The 19,171-nt window shown below is 34.5% G+C and carries 22 protein-coding genes, 2 pseudogenes and 1 riboswitch; of the genes and pseudogenes, 16 read left to right on the top strand and 8 right to left on the bottom strand.

All coding sequences use genetic code 11. The annotated features are described in order from the left end of the window. Nucleotides 1–38 precede the first annotated feature (38 nt). From hblD to hblB, 4 genes and pseudogenes are all read left to right on the top strand, one after another. Nucleotides 39–1,259, top strand: coding sequence for a hemolytic enterotoxin HBL lytic component L1 (hblD, locus tag ACX5JI_RS12980; protein WP_459501454.1), 1,221 nt, complete (start codon nt 39–41; stop codon nt 1,257–1,259). Between the two features lie 36 nt (nt 1,260–1,295). Next, nucleotides 1,296–2,423 carry a hemolysin BL binding component B gene (hblA, locus tag ACX5JI_RS12975; RefSeq protein WP_459501453.1) on the top strand — a complete coding sequence of 376 codons (1,128 nt, stop codon included), beginning with the start codon at nt 1,296–1,298 and terminating at the stop codon, nt 2,421–2,423. 195 nt (nt 2,424–2,618) lie between these two features. Then, nucleotides 2,619–2,781, top strand: a pseudogene (locus ACX5JI_RS12970) (hemolysin BL lytic component L1); the annotation flags it as partial. A gap of 36 nt (nt 2,782–2,817) precedes the next feature. Further along, on the top strand, nt 2,818–4,218 hold the full coding sequence (gene hblB, locus ACX5JI_RS12965; protein WP_459501452.1) for a hemolysin BL regulatory component HblB: 1,401 nt from the start codon (nt 2,818–2,820) through the stop codon (nt 4,216–4,218). A 154-nt stretch (nt 4,219–4,372) separates the two neighbouring features. Here hblB and ACX5JI_RS12960 read toward each other — a convergent pair. Beyond that, nucleotides 4,373–4,575: pseudogene (locus tag ACX5JI_RS12960) on the bottom strand (DDE-type integrase/transposase/recombinase); the annotation flags it as partial. Nucleotides 4,576–4,912: 337 nt separating this feature from the next. Further along, on the bottom strand, nt 4,913–5,767 hold the full coding sequence (gene mle, locus ACX5JI_RS12955) for an alpha/beta fold macrolide esterase (RefSeq protein ID WP_459501451.1): 855 nt from the start codon (nt 5,765–5,767) through the stop codon (nt 4,913–4,915). Between the two features lie 415 nt (nt 5,768–6,182). Here mle and ACX5JI_RS12950 point away from each other — a divergent pair. Together ACX5JI_RS12950 and ACX5JI_RS12945 are read left to right on the top strand one after the other, a co-directional pair. Next, nucleotides 6,183–7,324, top strand: a protein-coding gene (locus ACX5JI_RS12950; RefSeq protein WP_459501450.1) for an IS3 family transposase whose coding sequence is annotated in 2 segments (ribosomal slippage) — nt 6,183–6,414 and nt 6,414–7,324 — 1,143 coding nt in all. Because the reading frame shifts where the segments join, the coding sequence is not laid out codon by codon here. Nucleotides 7,325–7,881: 557 nt separating this feature from the next. Beyond that, on the top strand, nt 7,882–8,382 hold the full coding sequence (locus tag ACX5JI_RS12945; protein ID WP_459501449.1) for a SpoIIAA family protein: 501 nt from the start codon (nt 7,882–7,884) through the stop codon (nt 8,380–8,382). A 40-nt stretch (nt 8,383–8,422) separates the two neighbouring features. Here the strand turns inward: ACX5JI_RS12945 and ACX5JI_RS12940 are convergent, their stop codons facing one another. After that, on the bottom strand, nt 8,423–8,983 hold the full coding sequence (locus ACX5JI_RS12940) for an isochorismatase family protein (RefSeq protein WP_459501448.1): 561 nt from the start codon (nt 8,981–8,983) through the stop codon (nt 8,423–8,425). 368 nt (nt 8,984–9,351) lie between these two features. On the opposite strand from ACX5JI_RS12940, the gene ACX5JI_RS12935 reads away from it, so the two are divergent. After that, a complete protein-coding gene (locus ACX5JI_RS12935) occupies nt 9,352–9,612 on the top strand; it encodes a DUF6123 family protein (protein ID WP_459501447.1) in 261 nt (86 codons plus the stop codon). Nucleotides 9,613–9,614: 2 nt separating this feature from the next. Here ACX5JI_RS12935 and ACX5JI_RS12930 read toward each other — a convergent pair whose 3' ends face one another. The 3 genes from ACX5JI_RS12930 to ACX5JI_RS12920 all read right to left on the bottom strand — a co-directional run bounded on the left by ACX5JI_RS12930 (nt 9,615) and on the right by ACX5JI_RS12920 (nt 11,882). Beyond that, on the bottom strand, nt 9,615–10,520 hold the full coding sequence (locus ACX5JI_RS12930) for a DMT family transporter (RefSeq protein ID WP_459501446.1): 906 nt from the start codon (nt 10,518–10,520) through the stop codon (nt 9,615–9,617). Nucleotides 10,521–10,533: 13 nt separating this feature from the next. Next, entirely contained in the window at nt 10,534–10,920 is a 387-nt protein-coding gene (locus tag ACX5JI_RS12925) for a reverse transcriptase-like protein (protein WP_459501445.1), read from the bottom strand. Between the two features lie 89 nt (nt 10,921–11,009). Then, a complete protein-coding gene (locus ACX5JI_RS12920; RefSeq protein ID WP_459501444.1) occupies nt 11,010–11,882 on the bottom strand; it encodes an aldose 1-epimerase family protein in 873 nt (290 codons plus the stop codon). Nucleotides 11,883–12,013: 131 nt separating this feature from the next. Continuing rightward, a riboswitch (PreQ1 riboswitch) is annotated at nt 12,014–12,058 on the top strand. A 6-nt stretch (nt 12,059–12,064) separates the two neighbouring features. Between ACX5JI_RS12920 and ACX5JI_RS12915 the strand changes: the two genes are divergently transcribed. From ACX5JI_RS12915 to ACX5JI_RS12905, 3 genes are all read left to right on the top strand, one after another. Next, complete coding sequence (locus ACX5JI_RS12915) at nt 12,065–12,550, top strand: QueT transporter family protein (RefSeq protein WP_459501443.1); 486 nt, start codon at nt 12,065–12,067, stop codon at nt 12,548–12,550. Nucleotides 12,551–12,692: 142 nt separating this feature from the next. Beyond that, nucleotides 12,693–13,352: a ribonuclease H family protein gene (locus ACX5JI_RS12910; protein WP_459501442.1), complete on the top strand. Its 660-nt coding sequence runs from the start codon at nt 12,693–12,695 to the stop codon at nt 13,350–13,352. Nucleotides 13,353–13,365: 13 nt separating this feature from the next. Continuing rightward, on the top strand, nt 13,366–13,542 hold the full coding sequence (locus ACX5JI_RS12905; RefSeq protein ID WP_459501441.1) for a zinc-finger domain-containing protein: 177 nt from the start codon (nt 13,366–13,368) through the stop codon (nt 13,540–13,542). A 33-nt stretch (nt 13,543–13,575) separates the two neighbouring features. Here the strand turns inward: ACX5JI_RS12905 and ACX5JI_RS12900 are convergent, their stop codons facing one another. Then, complete coding sequence (locus tag ACX5JI_RS12900) at nt 13,576–13,824, bottom strand: DUF2564 family protein (protein ID WP_459501440.1); 249 nt, start codon at nt 13,822–13,824, stop codon at nt 13,576–13,578. A 120-nt stretch (nt 13,825–13,944) separates the two neighbouring features. Beyond that, nucleotides 13,945–14,142: a cold-shock protein CspD gene (cspD, locus tag ACX5JI_RS12895; RefSeq protein ID WP_459501439.1), complete on the bottom strand. Its 198-nt coding sequence runs from the start codon at nt 14,140–14,142 to the stop codon at nt 13,945–13,947. 267 nt (nt 14,143–14,409) lie between these two features. On the opposite strand from cspD, the gene ACX5JI_RS12890 reads away from it, so the two are divergent. The 6 genes from ACX5JI_RS12890 (at nt 14,410) to ACX5JI_RS12865 (ending at nt 18,995) form a co-directional block, all read left to right on the top strand. Next, complete coding sequence (locus ACX5JI_RS12890) at nt 14,410–15,138, top strand: YqcI/YcgG family protein (RefSeq protein WP_459501438.1); 729 nt, start codon at nt 14,410–14,412, stop codon at nt 15,136–15,138. Between the two features lie 136 nt (nt 15,139–15,274). Beyond that, complete coding sequence (locus ACX5JI_RS12885) at nt 15,275–15,907, top strand: LysE family transporter (protein WP_016114180.1); 633 nt, start codon at nt 15,275–15,277, stop codon at nt 15,905–15,907. A 19-nt stretch (nt 15,908–15,926) separates the two neighbouring features. Next, complete coding sequence (locus ACX5JI_RS12880) at nt 15,927–16,220, top strand: cytoplasmic protein (RefSeq protein ID WP_459501437.1); 294 nt, start codon at nt 15,927–15,929, stop codon at nt 16,218–16,220. Nucleotides 16,221–16,304: 84 nt separating this feature from the next. After that, nucleotides 16,305–16,934 carry a sterol desaturase family protein gene (locus tag ACX5JI_RS12875; RefSeq protein ID WP_459501436.1) on the top strand — a complete coding sequence of 210 codons (630 nt, stop codon included), beginning with the start codon at nt 16,305–16,307 and terminating at the stop codon, nt 16,932–16,934. Between the two features lie 169 nt (nt 16,935–17,103). Further along, a complete protein-coding gene (locus tag ACX5JI_RS12870; protein WP_459501435.1) occupies nt 17,104–17,442 on the top strand; it encodes a DUF485 domain-containing protein in 339 nt (112 codons plus the stop codon). A gap of 2 nt (nt 17,443–17,444) precedes the next feature. Beyond that, nucleotides 17,445–18,995, top strand: coding sequence for a solute symporter family protein (locus tag ACX5JI_RS12865; protein ID WP_459501434.1), 1,551 nt, complete (start codon nt 17,445–17,447; stop codon nt 18,993–18,995). The last annotated feature ends 176 nt before the right edge of the window (nt 18,996–19,171 follow it).

The following is a 19,171-nucleotide window of genomic DNA, read 5'->3' as shown; positions in this document are numbered from 1 at the left end:
TTATAAAAATCTATCGAAAAATAGGGAGGAAAATAGATATGAAGAAATTTCCATTTAAAGTGTTAACTTTAGCCACGCTGGCAACAGTTATAACTTCTACTACCGGTAACACTATTCATGCATTTGCACAAGAACAGACCGCTCAAGAACAGAAAATAGGGAATTATGCATTGGGGCCTGAAGGACTGAAGAAAGCATTGGCTGAAACAGGATCTCATATTCTTGTAATGGATTTGTACGCCAAAACAATGATTAAGCAACCGAATGTAAATTTATCCAATATTGATTTAGGTTCAGAAGGGGGAGAATTAATCAAAAATATTCACCTTAATCAGGAACTGTCTCGAATCAATGCGAATTATTGGCTAGATACAGCAAAACCGCAGATTCAAAAAACAGCACGTAATATTGTAAATTACGATGAACAATTTCAAAATTATTACGACACATTAGTAGATACTGTACAAAAGAAAGATAAGGCAGGCCTAAAAGAGGGCATAAATGATTTAATCACTACAATTAATACAAATTCAAAAGAAGTTACAGATGTAATTAAGATGTTACAAGACTTCAAAGGGAAACTATATCAAAATTCTACAGATTTTAAAAATAATGTTGGTGGCCCAGATGGGAAAGGTGGATTAACGGCAATATTAGCAGGTCAACAGGCAACGATTCCACAACTTCAAGCTGAAATTGAGCAACTCCGTTCTACTCAGAAAAAACATTTTGACGATGTATTAGCCTGGTCTATTGGTGGTGGATTGGGAGCAGCTATTTTAGTTATTGCAGCTATTGGGGGAGCGGTAGTAATTGTTGTAACTGGCGGTACAGCAACACCGGCTGTTATTGGTGGCCTTTCGGCTCTTGCTGGAGCTGGAATTGGTTTAGGAACAGCAGCTGGTGTCACGGCGTCTAATCATATGAACTCCTATAACGAAATCTCTAAGAAAATCGGAGAATTAAGTACGAAAGCTGATCGTGCTAACCAAGCAGTTATTTCGCTTACTAACGCGAAAGACACATTGGCATATCTGTATCAGACAGTGGATCAAGCGATACTGTCTCTAACAAATATTCAAAAGCAATGGAATACAATGGGGGCTAACTATACAGATTTACTTGATAATATTGACTCTATGCAAGAACATAAATTCTCTTTAATACCAGATGATTTAAAAGCTGCTAAACAAAGTTGGAATGATATTCATAAAGATGCAGAATTCATTTCGAAAGACATCGCTTTTAAACAAGAATAGAAATTAAAATTAAAACCTATATAGGAGGAAAATGAAATGATCAATAAAATCCCTTACAAACTACTCGCTGTATCGACGTTGCTAACTATTACAACCGCTAATGTAGTTTCACCAGTAGCAACTTTTGCAAGTGGAATTGAACAAACTAACAATGGAGATACGTCTCTTTCAGCAAATGAAGCGAAGATGAAAGAAACTTTGCAAAAGGCTGGATTATTTGCAAAATCTATGAATGCCTATTCTTATATGTTAATTAAAAATCCAGATGTGAACTTTGAAGGAATTACTATTAATGGATATGTAGATTTACCTGGTAGAATTGTACAAGATCAAAAGAATGCAAGAGCACATGCTCTTACATGGGATACACAAGTAAAAAAACAGCTTTTAGATACATTGACAGGCATTGTTGAATACGACACAACATTTGACAATTATTTTGAAACAATAGTAGATGCGATTAATACAGGTGATGGAGAAACTTTAAAAGAAGGCATTACAGATTTACGAGGTGAGATTCAAAAAAACCAAAAGTCTGCACAACAATTAATACAAGAATTAACTAAATTAAGAGACGCTATTGGACAAGATGTTAGAGCATTTGGAAGTAATAAAGATCTCTTGCAGTCGATTTTAAAAAATCAAGGTGCTGATGTGGAGGCTGATGAAAAGCGTCTAAAAGAAGTTTTAGACTCAGTAAACTATTATAAACAATTAGAATCTGATGGATTCAATGTAATGAAGGGTGCCATTTTGGGCCTACCGATAATTGGCGGTATCATAGTGGGAGTAGCAAGAGATAATTTAGGAAAGTTAGAGCCTTTATTAGCAGAATTACGTCAGACCGTAGATTATAAAGTAACATTAAATCGTGTAGTTGGGGTTGCGTATATTAATATTAGTGAGATGCATAAGGCGCTAGATGATGCTATTAATGCTCTTACTTATATGTCCACGCAGTGGCATGATTTAGATTCTCAATATTCGGGAGTACTGGGACATATTGAGAATGCAGCTCAAAAAGCGGATCAAAATAAATTTAAATTCTTAAAACCTAACTTGAATGCAGCTAAAGACAGTTGGAAAACATTACGAACAGATGCAGTCACATTAAAAGAAGGGATAAAAGAATTAAAAGTGGAACCTGTTACTCCACAAAAATAGAGAAATATTAATTCTGTTGCAAAGTCACCTAAAACATAGAGAACCTATTATTACGTTGTTAAATAGTAATGCAACACCCCAGAAAGGCGGAGTCTCATTAAAGACTTCGCCTTTCACTTATATAAGTTTCACCCAAATAAAAAGATAACCGTGCAGTTTTACTTGCTTTTAAAACTTTGCAACAGAACCGATTAATTGGGGACAGATTATAAAGATTTGCTTGATAATATCGACTCTATGCAACAACATAGATTCTCTTTAATATTTGATGATTTAAAGGCTGCTAAAGAACGTTAGAATGATATGCATAATAGATGTAAAACTCATTTTGAAAGACATCGCTTTTAAAGAAGAATAGAACTTGAAATCAAACCCTATATAGGAGGAATATGAAATGATGAAAAAAATCCCTTACAAAATACTTGCTGTATCAACGTTTTTAACTATGACAACTACTTATGCAGTTACACCAGTAGTAGCTTTTGCAAGTGAAATTGAACAAACTAAAAGTGGAGATATGTCTCTTTCAGCAAATGAAGAAAAGATGAAAAAAACTTTACAAGATGCTGGGTTGTTTGCAAAATCTATGAATGAATATTCTTATTTGTTAATTAATAATCCAGATGTGAGTTTTGAAGGAATTACTATAAATGGGTATGCAGATTTACCTAGTAAAATTGTACAAGATCAAAAGAATGCAAGAGCACATGCTGTTACATGGAATACGAAAGTAAAAAAACAGCTTTTAGATACATTGACAGGCATTATTGAATACGATACAAAGTTTGAAAATCATTATGAAACATTAGTAGAGGCAATCAATACTGGGAATGGAGACACTTTAAAAAAAGGAATTACAGATTTGCGGGGGGAAATTCAACAAAACCAAAAGTTTGCAAAGGCATTAATAGAAGAATTAACTAAATTAAAAAACACTATTGGAGAAGATGTTAGAGCATTTGGAAGCCATAAAGAGACCTTACAATCGATTTTAAAAAACCAAGGTGCTGATGTGGAGGCTGACCAAAAGCGTTTAGATGAAGTTTTAGGACAAGTAAACTATTATAAACAATTAGAATCTGATGGATTAACAATGGTGAAAATCCCTTTTATTCCCACGTTAATTTCTGGTGGTATAATGATAGGTACAGCAAGAGATAATTTAGGCCGATTAGAGCCTACATTATCAGAATTACGTAAGACTGTAGATTATAAAATAACATTAAATCGTGTAGTTGGAGTTGCGTTTCATAATATTAGTGATATGCATAGTATGATTGATAATGCTATTACTGCTCTTACTTATATGTCCACGCAATGGGATGATTTAGACTCTCAATATTCGGGCGTACTGGGACATATTGATAAAGCTGATCAAAAAGTTGATCAAAATAGATATAAATTCTTAACCCCTAACTTGAATGCAGCTAAAGACAGTTGGAATACATTAAGAACAGATGTTGTCACATTACAAGAAGGGATAAAAATTGCAGAGAAAAAAGAACAGGATCTTATGAATCAGCTTCGTCCATCAAATGTTTTCTACTTTTATAAAAAAATTCAAAATGCATACACATTTGAAATAAAGACTGGAACACATGCACCAAATGCGTCTTATAAAGTTATGAATTTAACTAAAAACACTGTTCATAATATGTGGAGTGGAGGACCAAATACAAACATGTGGGCTGACTGGCTTTCATTCAATCCAAAAGATGAATTTGCAGTGGTAGCAATAGTGGATGGGAAAGAATATGTTGTATATAAAGACAAAGTAGAGAATATAATGAACTGAACCCGAAAAGTTAGATAGAAAAATTACGCAGCAATTGGAGACGGTACACTAAGTTAAGTGAAAAAGATGATTCAGAACGTTCTATTGCAAGGTTTTTTAAAAGATAAAAAGTTGGTATGATTGCAGATGGATTTTATGTAATCCTTTGTAATTGTTATAATTCATTATACGTCTAAAAACTAAGTTTGGTAGGTGCAAACTTAGTTTTCGTTTATATAGAGCATGAACAGTTTCAATGTCTTTCAAGGTACGTGAAGCATGACGAATACTTTAAAATCCTGCGAATTTGGCAAAACGCTTTTTTACATGTCTATAATCTTGTTCGATAAGATTATTCAAATGTTTGACTGTACAATAAATAGGGTTCTGGTACAAAAAACGAAGCCTCTTCTCTTGCAAGTAATCTCCTAAACTTGGATATACTGATACTAGTACTTTAAAAAAAGACGCTTTGTTTCTAATTTTGGGATTTCATGTGTATTTTCCATACTCTCACTTCAGTTAATCGTTATTTTTATATTATATATCTCATTCACATAATCACAGTTATAGGAAGGAAATATCAATCACTGAGCATTAATATTCTTTAAATGAGTAACAGTTCCAAAACTGATTTTTAATAGAAAAAATGGTTGCAAATTCGATTATAACTCTTTTTCGAAGTGTTTTTTATTTTATACGAGTCTTATAATGACTATAGGACTGAAGTATGGTTCGAAATAGCGTTGATTATATGATCCCAATCGTCGTAGTGAATCTCGTGACCCGATCCTTCTAGGGTTAGTAACAAAGCATGCGGAATTTCATTAACAAGAGCAAGAGCATGCTCGTAGGGAAGCACTGTATCTTCTGTACCATGGATAACCAAAGTAGGTATATTGATTCCTGTTAGCTTCCCCTCATAAAAATCATCGCCTTTAAGAAGGGAGTGATTAAACATACTGAGTAGATTGTTTGCTCGTTGTATTTCTTTTTCTACCTGCTTATAAACCTTTTTCTCATTGAATTTATGCTTTGAACCACAGAGTAAAGCTGATCCTGCAACCAAATAATTTGCAACAGATTCTTCATCCGACCAATTTAGTGTGGTCGCATTAGCATGGTAAGCGAGTATCTTCTCATCGATCGGAGGCAAATTTCGGTTGTTGTCTTCAGAACCAAAAATACCTGATGCAATCAAAGTTATACTTAGAACTCTCTGAGGGTTCCTTAAGGCTAAAATTTGAGCAATCATTCCACCCAATGACATTCCAACAATATGTGCTTCGTCAATATGATATGCATCGAGTACCCCAATTGCATCATCAGCCATATCTACCACAGTATAGTGGGAACTCCCCGGTTCATAAGTAGTTGACCGTCCGACATCTCTATTATCATAACGAATAACATATCGGCCCGTATCAGCTAATTGTTGACAAAATTCTTCATCCCAATAAACCATTGAACACATGGCTCCCATAATCAGTAGGACTGCTGGATCTGCTGAATTGCCAAAGCTCTCTGTACATATATCAATTTCATTAATTTTATTAATCTTTTCATTCATGATTAACTCCTCATTTCATTCATATTTAGTTAATATAAAAAGACACATTCAAATAAACCCACACGTTTTGAAAAAAATAGTTGGGCATAACGAATTGTGTTTAAATTTAACGTAAACGAATGAACTTGATAATCATGTTAAACACTCTCCTATAAAAAGCGAATAAGGGTAAAACCCTTATTCTGATTATAACATACCTCTGTCAGTTGTAATATGGATCCATTTTTTCTTATTTAATAATTGAAAAAATAATTCTTGCTGTATAAATCCGCACCATTAGTTAAAGATAAGACGATGTATACGATATGCAAACCTAATTAACATAACGCATCATTGTAAGTAGTGGAGCTAGTATAGTCATATGGACACAACTTAATTAAGTCCTTACAATGGGTTTCAAGGAGGAAGTGTCCGCATGACAAACAAAAAATTTAATGAGGAGTTTAAAAAAATGGTGGTTGAATTATATCGTTCGGGACGACCTGTAAAAGAATTAAGCAGCGAGTATGGCGTATCAGAAGTAACAGTTTATAAATGGATTAAAACATACTCTCCTATCACATCAGTTGATGAGGACGAAATGATGCTAGAAGATCTAAAACAAATGAAAAAAGAAATGCTTCGTCTAAAAGAAGAGAATGAAATTTTAAAAAGGGCTATGGCCATATTCGCGAGAAAATAAAAGATACAGAATTACACCAATTTATTGATTGTCAAAAAGAAACGCACTCTATCCATATGATGTGCCAAGCTCTTGGAGTAGCAAGAAGTTCTTACTACCAATCTCAGCACAAAACAGAGTCAAAGCGTGGTCATGAAAATAAAGAATTAACCCAAAAGATTATACAAATTCATCGGGATAGTGGAGATCGTTATGGTGCGCCAAAGATTCATCAAATATTGTTGGAACAAGGATTACAAGTAAGCGTAAAGCGTGTGCAACGGCTCATGAAAAAAGAAAATATTCGTTCCATTATCTTAAAAAAATACAAACCACATTCATCAAAAACAACTGTAGAGGAACGCACAAATCTATTAGAACAGGACTTCTCTACAACGACAATAAATGAAAAATGGGTAGCGGATATGACCTATATTCACACGCAAAAAGATGGCTGGTGTTACCTAGCATCTGTGATGGATTTATATTCCAAGAAAATTATTGGGTATTCATTTTCACGAAATATGACAACGAATCTTGTAGTAAAAGCGCTAGAAAACGCTTACTATACGCAAACGCCATCAGAAGGTCTCATTCTACATACTGACTTAGGAACGCAATATACAAGTCAAGAATTCCAAACCTTACTCGCGAATTATAAAATAAAGTCCTCTTTCAGTAAGAAAGGGTGTCCCTATGACAACGCTTGTATCGAGTCGTTTCACGCCATTTTAAAGAAAGAAGAAGTATATCGTACAAAATATATCTCGTTTGAACAAGCAAATCTAGCGCTATTTCAATACATTGATGGATTTTACAATCGTAAGCGAATCCATGGTAGTATTGGTTATAAAACTCCTCAAGCAATAGAAGATCTGGCTAAAAAAGCAGCTTAGATTTAACTTTTTTGTGTCCAAAATATTGACTCAAATCCATGACTGGTCTATGGCAAGAAAAAGGACGATTTAAACCATGTGTGTCTATTAACCGAAAATTGGAAGTTTAGTCTCGTGAATAGATTCATAGCTTTTCAAAAAAGAAACCATTTCAGAAAACCAATCGATGGGTAAGTTTCTTTCAAGGAATATTCTTTGAAAAGAGATAAAGGATAGTGTTTAGAAAACACACCTTCCTGCTGTTTTGGTATAAAGCCATCATAATAACACATAAGCGATTAATGCAGCGAACAGCTGATTAAAGACGGTGTTTTTTATTGTCCCAAATAAAATAGGAACATGTAAGTTCTGTTTGATCCAACGAAAAAAGTTTTTTCTATTGTAAAGGATATAAAAATTTAAGCGTTTTGTATGTGCATTTAATAAGTAATATGTATTAGTTGTGGGGAAAAAATGAGTCTTCACCTCACCTTGAATTTGTTTGAATTTAAACAAATTCAGAGGAGGAAAGACATGGGTTTTCATTATGGAAAAGAAAAAAGAGAATTCCAAGTGGAATGGGAAGAACAAAAAGAAAGGCTCTTTTCGTAAATCATGTTGCTTTATTGCGTAAGAATTTTATCCTTATTGATTTTATGAGATTTTTACGCATAATTGTAATTAAGGGAGATGATTCCAAGTTGAGTAAACAGAATATCAGCACAACAGTTTCAGGAGATTTAATTGTTACCCATCTAATTGGCAAGATTAAAACAGATGATGTTTATGAATGGTTTAATGGCTTCGAGCAGGTTTGTCAGCAATTCATTTCCGAGGGTCGGAAATACAAATTGTTGGTGGATAGAAAAGGATACACGCCAGATCATTTTTCTGTTCAAAAAGCATGGAAAGATAAGTTCTTCAATGAAACCATTTTGAATCACAGTAAGGCAATTGCGTTTCTCCTTGAAGAAGGGGAGATAATGAATTATTTACAACAATCCAATACAAAAGAATCTATAAAATTTTTTGATGATTATGAACAAGCATTAATTTGGTTGAATGAATATCCAATATAAAACCTTTATTGAACCAGTTGCTCTCAAGCAACTGGTTTTTCTACTCACGATATTGATCATGAATAGGGGAAAATAGATCTTCCTCGACATCCCTAACAATAGAAAAATGATCGACATTATAATGTCCATGTAGTGTTTGATTGTGATGCTCAATAATTTGCTGAGCGGATAAAACTGTAGAATCATTTGTAGAATGACCATTTTTGATTAAGGTGACATCAAATCCCTGTACAGTTGCTGTTCTAACAGCTGTGTCAATACAATGCTTGGTTTTGCAGCCCCCTATAACAAGATGGCCAATCTCGTTTTCTTTTAAAATGGCATGTAAAGGCGTGTTATAAAATGAATTGGTTGCTTGTTTATCTACAACAATTGCTTCACGAGGAACTTTAATTTCCTTATGTATTTGAAATCCTTGTCCTACACCGGAAGCAACATCAGTATCTCTCACGAAAATAGTAAGGGTATTTGCTTGAATTGCTTTTTGAATCGCTATATTTATGATTGTTAACAATTGGTCTTTTTGAAATACTGCAGATTCTTGTTCGTTACCTTCAATCAGTTCTTGTTGCGCATCAATAATTAGTAGAGCTTGCTTCATTGCATTTCTCCTTCTTGTTTCGTTATTTGTGGATGGTAATTTTTTAGCGTTCGGAATATTTCAAGAGAGATAGGTGTGGCATGAAGAAAATTCTTGTTGATTCAAGTTACCCTTTATTTAATTCTTGATATTGTAGATGAATCCTTTTTATTATGAGAGAATAATTACTTTTTCTTTATTGACCTTCACATCATATAACACCTTAACATATAGCCTAGGGGAGCGAAAGTTAGCGAATGATCTAATGTTGTTTTTATCTATTAGGAAATTAAGAAATCTAAGAGAGACTGTCAAAGAAAATTCATTCTCATAAAGCATAAAAACATGTATGATAGGAAGTGGAAAAATTTTTAGTAGGTGGGAACAACATGCAAACTGTGCAAGAATATCTTTCATTTTTACACACAAAAGGTTTTAGATTACCAGAGGATGCACAAGGATTTATTATGTTTGGACAAGGGTATACCGGTGCATCTGATGGGCTTGTGAATGCAGCGATTGAGGCAACGATTAAACATCAATTACAATTTGATGGTAGTTATTTTATCGCTTTATTAGAGCGGTTGAAGGAAGAGAAAATTACTGATAAAAAAAGCGCAAAGGCTTTTATGCGGACGTTACAAGCGTAACATCACGCAGCCTGCGCTTCTTTTTTTGTTTTTGAAGGAAGCTCAACGAAGATCATGCCTAAGAAAATACAAAGGCAGCCAAGTACTGCGGAAATAGAAAGCTGTTCGTTTGCGATAAGAACGCCTGTTAATGCGGCAAAGACAGGTTCCATTGCAAAAATAATAGCAACTCTCGTTGGAGATGTATGTTTTTGCGCGGCTGTTTGAATAAAAAAAGCGATTGCTGTTGCGAATACGGATGTGGCAAGTAAAGCAAATAAAAAAGCAGAATTCGTCCATAAAGAGATTGAAAACAACTTCTCCCAATCCTCGAATAAAAAAGAACAGATAGAAGAGAAAATGCCAACAGACAATACTTGAGTTGTACTTAATAATAAAGGTGATATTTTTTTAGAAAAAACGCCGTTAACGAGGATATGGGCCGCAAAGGCAATCGCACAGCCGAGAACAAGTAGGTCGCCAGTATTTAATCGAAAAGAATCACCAGCGGTTAGTAAATAAAGGCCTGCTGTTGCAGTAGTAATGCCAAGTATGATAAAAGGTGTAGCTCTTTGTTTTAAAAAAATAAATGAAAGAACGGGAACCATAACAATGCTAAGTCCAGTTAAAAATCCTGCTTTAGAAGAAGTGGTATAGAGTAATCCGAATGTTTGTAATAGATAACCGATAAATAAGAAAAATCCGACGATTAAACCGGCAATACTACTATGCTGAATTTCTTGTTTTGCAGTTTTTTTCGAGAATAGAAGCTGGACAAATAATAAAATGATTCCAGCAAATAAAAAACGAACACTATTGAATGTAAATGGTCCAACAAATGCCATTGCATTTTGAACGACAACAAACGTGGCTCCCCAAATAAAGGAGACAAATAGTAAAGCGAGAGGAGCAATCCAACCTTTTTTCAAACTAAAACCCCCATTAATTTTGTAAAATGGCTTTTCTTGCTAATTCATCAGCAACTTTGTTTTGACTACTTGGAATCCACTTTATAAAGAAAAGGTCAAATCTTTTTATGTATGCGATTGCTTCTTCTAAAAGTGGTGCATACGTTTTGTTTTTTGCATATTCTTTTTCTACAGCGCGTTCAACAAGCTGTGAATCTGTACGAAAAGACACAATGCTATAGTTGTGTTCTGTGCAATACTTTAAGGCGGCGAGTAACGCATGGTATTCAGCTTCATGATTAGACATAATTCCGAGTGGTAGTGATAATCGTACAGGTGGTTCTACACCTTTAATAAAAACTCCAGCACCAGAAGGGCCTGGATTCCCCTTTGATGCACCATCAATATATACTTCAATCAAAATTGAAAACCTCCATTATTTTATAGCGCTAGCTGATAGTAATCCCTCACCAAAGTGTAAAGGTGAGGGATGAAATATGAAAATATACTTTATCCAATTGTAATAGTGTAGCGGCATGTGAATGTTTCGTTTGCTTGTAAGGATTGCACGCCCTTTTTCTCTTTGAAATCTTTTGCTGGTTCAACTTCATCAGCGATTCCATACCAAGGTTCGATACATAAGAAAGGAGCATCGTTTCCTGGTGTCCAAACACCAACGAATGGGAACCCTTCAAATGCTACTTTTACAAATTTATTATGTTTATGAGAGCGAATGGAAAGTTCGTTTGTATTCATTTTGTCAAAAATAAGGGCATCATTTTTGAATAAATCATATGTAAGTGGTAATTCTGCTTTATTTTCAACAATTAGTTGTTTTTCTTTAGAAAGAAATGGTCCTTGTAAAACGCTTGTTTCTAAATGTTCAGGGCCATTAAATGATAAATAGTAGTCTGTAAATGATTCACCTTCTATTAAAGGACAATTGAAGCCTGGGTGCGCTCCGATAGAGAAGAACATTTCTTTTGAAGTAGGATTGATAACTTCATAAGTAACATGGATATTTTGCTCGTCTAGCTCATAAGAAACGAGTAATTCAAATTCATACGGATATTTTTGTAAAGTTTCGTGATTACTAGTTACAGCGTATGTAATTTTTGTATCACTTTGTTCTTTTACCGAAAATATAAGGTCGCGCGCGAAACCGTGTTGTGTTAATGAATATGGTTTATCATCCACATAATATGTATTATCCACTAATCTACCGACAATTGGGAATAAAATAGGTGCGCGGCGTCCCCAATATGTAGGATCTCCTTGCCATAAATATTCTGTGTTGTCTTCTTTTAAGCGAAGGCTCTCTAATTCTGCGCCTTTTTCAGAGATGGAAACGATTACTTTTTCATTTTGAATTGTTGCTGTCATGAAGTGAAACCTCCTAAATCTTTCATATTCTTTATTATACGTTGTCCATTAAAAAAAAGGTAGTGGATAAGAAAGATCTATTGACGAATGGTTATCTATTGCGTACAATATAAAATTGTTGTTTAAAAACGAATCACGTGGTTCGAAACCATCCCACGTAAAAAAACTAAGGAGATTTTGTCATGAATATAAAAACATTAGTTGGTAATGGTATTTTAGCAGCATTATATATTGCTGTTTCTGCACTTATTCAGCCATTTGGCTTTACGAATGTACAATTTCGGATTTCAGAGATGTTTAATCATCTCGTTGTATTTAATAAGAAATCAATTTACGGAATTGTCTTAGGTGTATTTTTAACAAATCTCTTTTTCTCACCTATGATTGCGTATGATTTAGTATTCGGAGTAGGGCAATCTATTCTTGCACTTCTTGCTACTATTGTTTCCATGCGTTTTATTAAAGGTGTTTGGGCTCGGATGATTTTTAATACAGTTATTTTTACAATTACAATGTTTATGATCGCGATTGAACTTCATCTTGCATTTGATCTACCATTTTTATTTACATGGCTTACATGTGCAGCTGGTGAATTTGTCGTAATGGCGATTGGTATGCCTGTTATGTATTGGATTAATAAACGAGTGCAATTTCAGAGATTTATGTAAATTGTATAGAAAGAGCTGCTTGTAATATAGAGCAGCTCTTTTTGTATTTTCACTTGTGAATTTCAATTCGAATATAATACTGTGACTCTTGGTAAAATATAATAAAATAAAAATATGAAGTCTTATATAAGGGGAAATTAGTATGAAATATAAAATACATTGGATATATAAAACAAAGTCGAGTCTGCAAACAGAGTTAACAACAGATTATATGAACATAGAAGAAGCACTTCAATTTGCAATTGATTTTGAGAAAACTGGAAGAGTAAAAGAACTATTATTTTATGACGAGATGGGAGCGGAATGGACGTTAAAAGAGGTGAAGAAGCTCGGTAAACAAATAGAAGAGGAACCACAAGATATTCGTATTTACTTTGATGGGGGATATGATCTGCAAACGAAAGAGGCTGGAATTGGTATTTGTATGTATTATAAAAAAGGTCAGAAGATGTACCGTATCCGTCAGAATGCTTATATAGAAGGCATATATGATAATAATGAAGCGGAATATGCAGCGTTATTATATGGAATGAACCTACTAGAAGAATTAGGAATCAAATATGAATCGGTTACGCTTCATGGTGATTCTCAAGTTGTACTTCAGCAACTAGCTGGGGAATGGCCTTGCTATGATGAACATTTAAATCACTATTTAGATCAGATTGAACAAAAGGCAAAGCAAATGAAATTGAAGCTTGTCTGTGAGCCAGTAACAAGAAAACAAAATAAAGAAGCACATCAATTGGCTACGCAAGCATTAGAGGGAACAGTAATCGATAGCCATAAAGAAATAACGGAATAGAGAGGTGCTGGCGTTGAATAAGAAGCAGCTTATTATAGAAGTCAATGATTTATTAGAAACATACTGTGAAGGCTGTTTTTTGAAGGAACATTATCGAAAGACACATAGTAAATATTATGCTCATTCGTTTTGTATTCGCAGATGTACTGTCGGAGAAAAATTAAAAGAATATGGGGATCAATTATCATAAAAAAACATCCAGAGAGGTGACTCTGGATGTTTTTTAATGCTTAGCTTCTTGCAATTGATGCTCGCATAGACTTAATTTTTTTTCTTCGTTCATTAAAAAAGGTTCGTCTAAATCTGTTGCAACAGATTTCATTACTTCAAGTTGAGAACGTGCAGACTCGACTGCAGTTGTTGCATGTTGTAATGATTCAGGATCCATGGTAATTGTTGCAGAACCTACCATTTTTTGTGCTGTTTCTACGCGGAATTTTACTTCTTCAAAATCATTTACATGTGAACTCATTGTCCATTCCTCCTTTGTATTTTGTCACATTTCACATAGCTTTTGCTCTGCAAAAGGGAAATATACAAAGGAACGATAAAGGAGGTTACCAAATAAGGTAACCTCCTGTTATATATGGAATTAAAGTTTTACTACATTAGCTGCTTGAGGTCCACGGTTTCCTTCAACGATATCGAAAGATACTTCTTGACCTTCTTCTAAAGCTTTGTAGCCTTCGCTTTGAATAGCTGTGAAATGTACGAATACATCGTCAGCGCCTTCAATTTCGATAAATCCAAAACCTTTTTCATTGTTAAACCATTTTACTTTCCCTTGCATGTTACAATTCCTCCTAAAAAACAGTTACTTTTTCATTTAGTGGATTTCGTTTTAAATATGTGCGAATTTATAAAACTGAAAATGCTATATTCTCGAATATTCTGCTAAATGATAATTTAAATATACATGAAATGGCAGATTTTAGTCAAGTAAGCGGTTTTAAGTTTTTGTATTTTTAAATAATTTCTTATACGAGTTTTTGATGGTATAGGACAAGTTCTCTTTTTAATATGTTTAAGTGAATACTGTACATAATGAGGTGAGGAAATGAGTCACTCTTATTTATTGGATAATGAAGGAATGAAAAATAGGTTAGATATACCAAGATGGGTTTCTGAGGAGTTTAAGAATTTCTCCAATGTTGTACTGGATCCAAGCTTTCCATGTTATTTTGGTTTAACAGCTCTAAAGAAAAATGAGCTTCGTTACTCGTTTCTTTCCCATGCTGATTGGAGTCATTTACCATATACCCTGCTTTCTTTTTTAGAATTAATGAAAGAGCGTCCGGTTGTAAGACGCGGCTTTTTTCTTTTTGTAGAACCAGAACGGGAAGAACAGTCAATCGAACATTATCGGGCATATTTTTGGAGTGTATTACAATATTTACATAAGAAAGATGAACAACCATGGCCAGAAAAAATCCCTGAAAATCCAGATCATCATTTATGGGAATTTTCATTTGGTGGAGAACCCATGTTTGCGTTTGGGAATGCTCCTGCTTATAAACAAAGAAAAACGAGGTATTTAGGAAATTCACTCATTATAGGTTTTCAGCCAAGAATCATATTTGATGGATTAGAGGGAGATCGACCAAAAGGAGCGTATTCTAGGCAAATGGTTAGAGAAAGAGTGGAACAATGGGACCAGTTGCCGAAACATCCTAATATTAGCCATTATGGTGATCCGAATCATCGTGAATGGAAGCAATATTTTATTGGAGACGATATTGAACCGATTACCAGTAAATGCCCATTTCATCATAAAGTAGAGAAATGAAAGCCGTTTATAGACGGCTTTTTTGCATGTTTTGGATAAAAAAGGGCATTTTAATGATACATATTTTAAAAAAGCTAGTCTATTTTTTTTAGTGTTTTCATTAGTTAATATAAAGGGAATAGGAAAGGATAGAGCGATGTTTGGAGCGATTATACAGCAATTTATACTAGGTATTTCATTAGCTGCCCCAGTAGGACCAATTAATATTGAAATGTTAAAAAGAGGAATCGAACGTGGGTTTTGGCATGCTTGGCTTGTTGGGATCGGGGGAATGAGTGCAGATATTTTATTTATGCTTCTTATTTACTTTGGATTATCTTCTGTATTTATGTATACATATGTACAAGCGTTTATGTATTGCATAGGTTTCTTCTTATTGTTTTATTTAGGGTTTCAAAGTGTAAAACAAGGAATTTTACATTCTAATATGGAATATAAACAAGAAGAGGTAGGTGGACTTCGCCAATCCTTTATGGCGGGGTTTTTAATAGCAGTATCTAACCCATTAAATCTTGTCTTTTGGTTTGGAGTATATGGGAGTACACTGAGTTCACTGCTTACAAAAGTAACAAAACAAGAGGCCTTTTTATATAGTCTTTGCATAATTGGTGGCATTATTTTATGGAATTTAAATATTGCCTTCTCTGTTCATTTTGGACGTACATTGCTTAAGCCGAAGGCACTCGGTTATATTACAGCAGGAGCTGGTTTCATCTTAGTTGGATACTCAATTCATTTTGCGTATAAAGCTTTACAGTTGTTCATATAAGATTAAAGGGGAGATTTTTATGTATCGAACCACAGTGAATGGAAAAGAAATTATTATTACACTAGCACCCAAAATTCGAAAAGAAATAACGGATAGGGATCCTTTATATGAGGCCGTGTTTCAAACTGCTGAAAGATTACTTCAAACAAAGCAACCAACATTTGCTGTAAATCATGCGATACTGGGACTTATTATCGGAGAGGTACAGAGAGGAGAAGTAACTGTCTTTGCAGTTGAACACATTATACCAAAACAAAATATATTTGGTTCGCAAAATTTTTTCTCTACAATCGAACAACGGGCAAATTTGTAATGTAACGAGAATAACATAGATAAAAAAGAAACGGTCGTAACGATATAGTTACGGCTGTTTTTTCGAAGAAAGGGGATAGGGTGAATGAAAAGAGTATTGAAAGAGTTTTTTTTACAACATGATATTATTATTATGTTTGGAGTATTGCTTCTTTTTATCATTATTTTAAAAATGCAATTATTTACAGGGATAGCAGCTATATCGTGTCTTGCTGGTATCATTTTTTATACAGTTAATGAATATGTGACACATCGATTTTTATTTCATATGAAACCTCCTAAAAATCCATTCTTACTGAAAATGTTAAAGAGATTACATTATGATCACCATGTATATCCTGATGATTTAAAGTTATTATTTTTACCAGTGTGGTATAGCATGCCAGGGTTTGCAATTTATTTGCTTCTTTTGTACGGAGCAACAAATCATGTGACGATTACACTTTCATTTGGAATAGGAATGATTGTTATGCTGCTTGTATATGAATGGAAACATTATATAGCGCATAGACCAATTCGTCCGTTGACTCGTTTTGGTAGATGGTTAAAAAAACAACATGTTTTGCATCATTATAAAAATGAAAATTATTGGTTCGGTGTGTCGAACCCATTATATGATTTTATATTTGGAACGTATAGAGATGGAAAAGATGTTGAACTAAGTAAAACGGCACGTAATCTAGAAAAGGATATAGAAACCGAAGAGGTGCGATAAGTGGTATTTCTATTTTGAAAAAATATATTGAAAAACTAGGGAGATATGACGAAATTTGTCTATTGAAAAAACTATGCAGAAGAACTAGCGATTGTCTAAAATGAACTTAAGTTTCTGAATATTTATAAAATTTAGTCTTTGTTTGAGAGGGAGAAGGGAGAGAGGACAAATGAAACAAGATAGTTCAGCACATAAGTTACAAGATGAAGTGAATTATACAGAAGTCGTTCAGTCGGCGGAATTTCAAGCGCTGTTGGAGAAGAAGCGAAAATTTATTGTTCCAATGAGTATTTTCTTTTTAAGCTTTTTTATTACTTTGCCGCTTTTAACTTCGTATTCGAAAGTATTGAATACACCAGCGTTTGGAGATGTTACATGGGCGTGGATCTTTGCTTTCGCACAATTTGTTATGACGTGGTCGTTATGCATGATATATAGCAAAAAAGCGGAATCATTTGATAAGATGTCGCAAAAAATCTTGCAAAATATACAAAAAGGGAGGGGATAGCCTTGAATATAACAGCTTTTTCACTTTTTTTAATTATTGTTCTTGGTACGCTCGTCATTACATATTTCGCATCGAAAAAGACGAAAAATGCGAGCGAATTTTATACGGCAGGAGGGGGTTTAACTGGATGGCAAAACGGTCTGGCCATTGCGGGAGATTATATGTCAGCTGCTTCTTTTCTAGGGATTGCAGGGGCGATTGCATTAACTGGGTTTGATGGCTTCTTTTATAGTATTGGCTTTCTTGTTGCCTATTTAGTTGTATTATATCTTGTTGCTGAACCACTTAGAAATTTAGGGAAGTATACATTAGCTGATATGATTGCAGCGCGTTTTGATGCAAGAAAGGTGCGGGGAGTAGCAGCTTTAAATACGATGACAATTTCAATTTTTTATATGATCGCACAGCTTGTGGGAGCAGGAGCACTTATTAAATTATTATTAGGAATTGAATATACGACATCTGTTTTAATAGTGGGAACGTTAATGACCGTGTATGTAATTTTTGGAGGAATGACAGCGACGAGTTGGGTACAAATTGTAAAAGCTGTCTTATTAATGGCAGGGACATTTATTATTTCAGTCATTGTATTTGCAAAGTTTAATTTTAGCGTGACAGAAATGTTTGTACAGATGAAAACAGCAACACCATTGAAAGAAGCTTTTTTAAATCCAGGAGTAAAGTATAAGGATGGATTAGATACGCTTTCTTTAAATTTAGGTCTTGTTTTAGGAACAGCTGGTTTACCTCATATTCTTGTTCGTTTTTTCACTGTTCGTGATGCGAAAACAGCACGTCAGTCCGTTGTATATGCAACATGGTTAATTGGTGCGTTTTATATTATGACGATTTTCCTAGGTTTTGGTGCGGCTGCATTTGTAGGGAATGCTGCAATTATTCAGGCAAACCCAGCTGGTAATATGGCAGCACCTTTATTAGCAAAAGCGCTCGGAGGAGATTTCTTATTTGCATTCGTTTCTGCTATTGCATTTGCAACGATTTTGGCCGTTGTAGCTGGTTTAGTGTTAACAGCCGCTTCAGCTTTTGCTCACGACTTCTATAATGAAATTATTCGCCGAGGGAAATCGACAGAAAAAGAACAAGTATCTATGGCGCGTTATGCATCAATTGGTGTGGCGGTAGTATCTATTATTTTAGCGCTATTTGCTCAAACGTTAAACGTTGCATTCCTCGTGTCGTTAGCGTTTGCCGTTGCTGCGAGTGCGAACTTACCAGTTATTTTGTTTACGATTTATTGGAAACGCTTTAATACAACAGGAGCAATTTGCGGAATGGTTGTTGGCTTAGTCTCAGCTATCGCATTAGTAGCAATAAGCCCGAATGTTTGGAATCCGGAAGCTGGGAAAGCAATCTTTGTTGGGGAAGCATTATTCCCTTATACAACACCTGGAATTATTTCTATTCCACTTGGATTTTTAGCGGCATACTTGGGGACAATCTTCTCAAGTAAGAAAGAAGATGTAGCGAAATTCGATGAAATTCTTGTTAAATCTAATACAGGTCATGGGGTTAGTGACGTATCGGCGCATTAAGTAGAAACAGAGCTTTCCAATTGTTTGGAGAGCTCTTTGGTTTTGGGGGAAAATATTAGGCAGCAGTTGGTAGGATTTGTTCCGTTCATGTGGAATGAAAATAAATAGAGAAAAGTTTTATCTCATCATGGCACCAATGCAGCTTGGGAGAATATAAGTTGTTTGGGAAGGTGGAA

The organism is Bacillus sp. C1, from assembly GCF_054570475.1.
The sequence above is the reverse complement of the archived record's forward strand: the minus strand, read 5'-3'. Positions and strand labels throughout refer to the sequence as shown.

Bases quoted from the DNA above. Each gene is read 5' to 3' on its own strand.
- ACX5JI_RS12940 (WP_459501448.1), bottom strand. From the start codon at position 8,983: ATGAAGCAAGCTCTACTAATTATTGATGCGCAACAAGAACTGATTGAA.
- ACX5JI_RS12900 (WP_459501440.1), bottom strand. From the start codon at position 13,824: ATGAGTTCACATGTAAATGATTTTGAAGAAGTAAAATTCCGCGTAGAA.
- mle (WP_459501451.1), bottom strand. From the start codon at position 5,767: ATGAATGAAAAGATTAATAAAATTAATGAAATTGATATATGTACAGAG.
- ACX5JI_RS12885 (WP_016114180.1), top strand. From the start codon at position 15,275: ATGTTTGGAGCGATTATACAGCAATTTATACTAGGTATTTCATTAGCT.
- cspD (WP_459501439.1), bottom strand. From the start codon at position 14,142: ATGCAAGGGAAAGTAAAATGGTTTAACAATGAAAAAGGTTTTGGATTT.
- hblB (WP_459501452.1), top strand. From the start codon at position 2,818: ATGATGAAAAAAATCCCTTACAAAATACTTGCTGTATCAACGTTTTTA.
- ACX5JI_RS12920 (WP_459501444.1), bottom strand. From the start codon at position 11,882: ATGACAGCAACAATTCAAAATGAAAAAGTAATCGTTTCCATCTCTGAA.
- ACX5JI_RS12945 (WP_459501449.1), top strand. From the start codon at position 7,882: ATGGGAAGAACAAAAAGAAAGGCTCTTTTCGTAAATCATGTTGCTTTA.
- ACX5JI_RS12935 (WP_459501447.1), top strand. From the start codon at position 9,352: ATGCAAACTGTGCAAGAATATCTTTCATTTTTACACACAAAAGGTTTT.
- hblA (WP_459501453.1), top strand. From the start codon at position 1,296: ATGATCAATAAAATCCCTTACAAACTACTCGCTGTATCGACGTTGCTA.
- ACX5JI_RS12880 (WP_459501437.1), top strand. From the start codon at position 15,927: ATGTATCGAACCACAGTGAATGGAAAAGAAATTATTATTACACTAGCA.
- ACX5JI_RS12890 (WP_459501438.1), top strand. From the start codon at position 14,410: ATGAGTCACTCTTATTTATTGGATAATGAAGGAATGAAAAATAGGTTA.
- ACX5JI_RS12875 (WP_459501436.1), top strand. From the start codon at position 16,305: ATGAAAAGAGTATTGAAAGAGTTTTTTTTACAACATGATATTATTATT.
- hblD (WP_459501454.1), top strand. From the start codon at position 39: ATGAAGAAATTTCCATTTAAAGTGTTAACTTTAGCCACGCTGGCAACA.
- ACX5JI_RS12870 (WP_459501435.1), top strand. From the start codon at position 17,104: ATGAAACAAGATAGTTCAGCACATAAGTTACAAGATGAAGTGAATTAT.
- ACX5JI_RS12915 (WP_459501443.1), top strand. From the start codon at position 12,065: ATGAATATAAAAACATTAGTTGGTAATGGTATTTTAGCAGCATTATAT.
- ACX5JI_RS12910 (WP_459501442.1), top strand. From the start codon at position 12,693: ATGAAATATAAAATACATTGGATATATAAAACAAAGTCGAGTCTGCAA.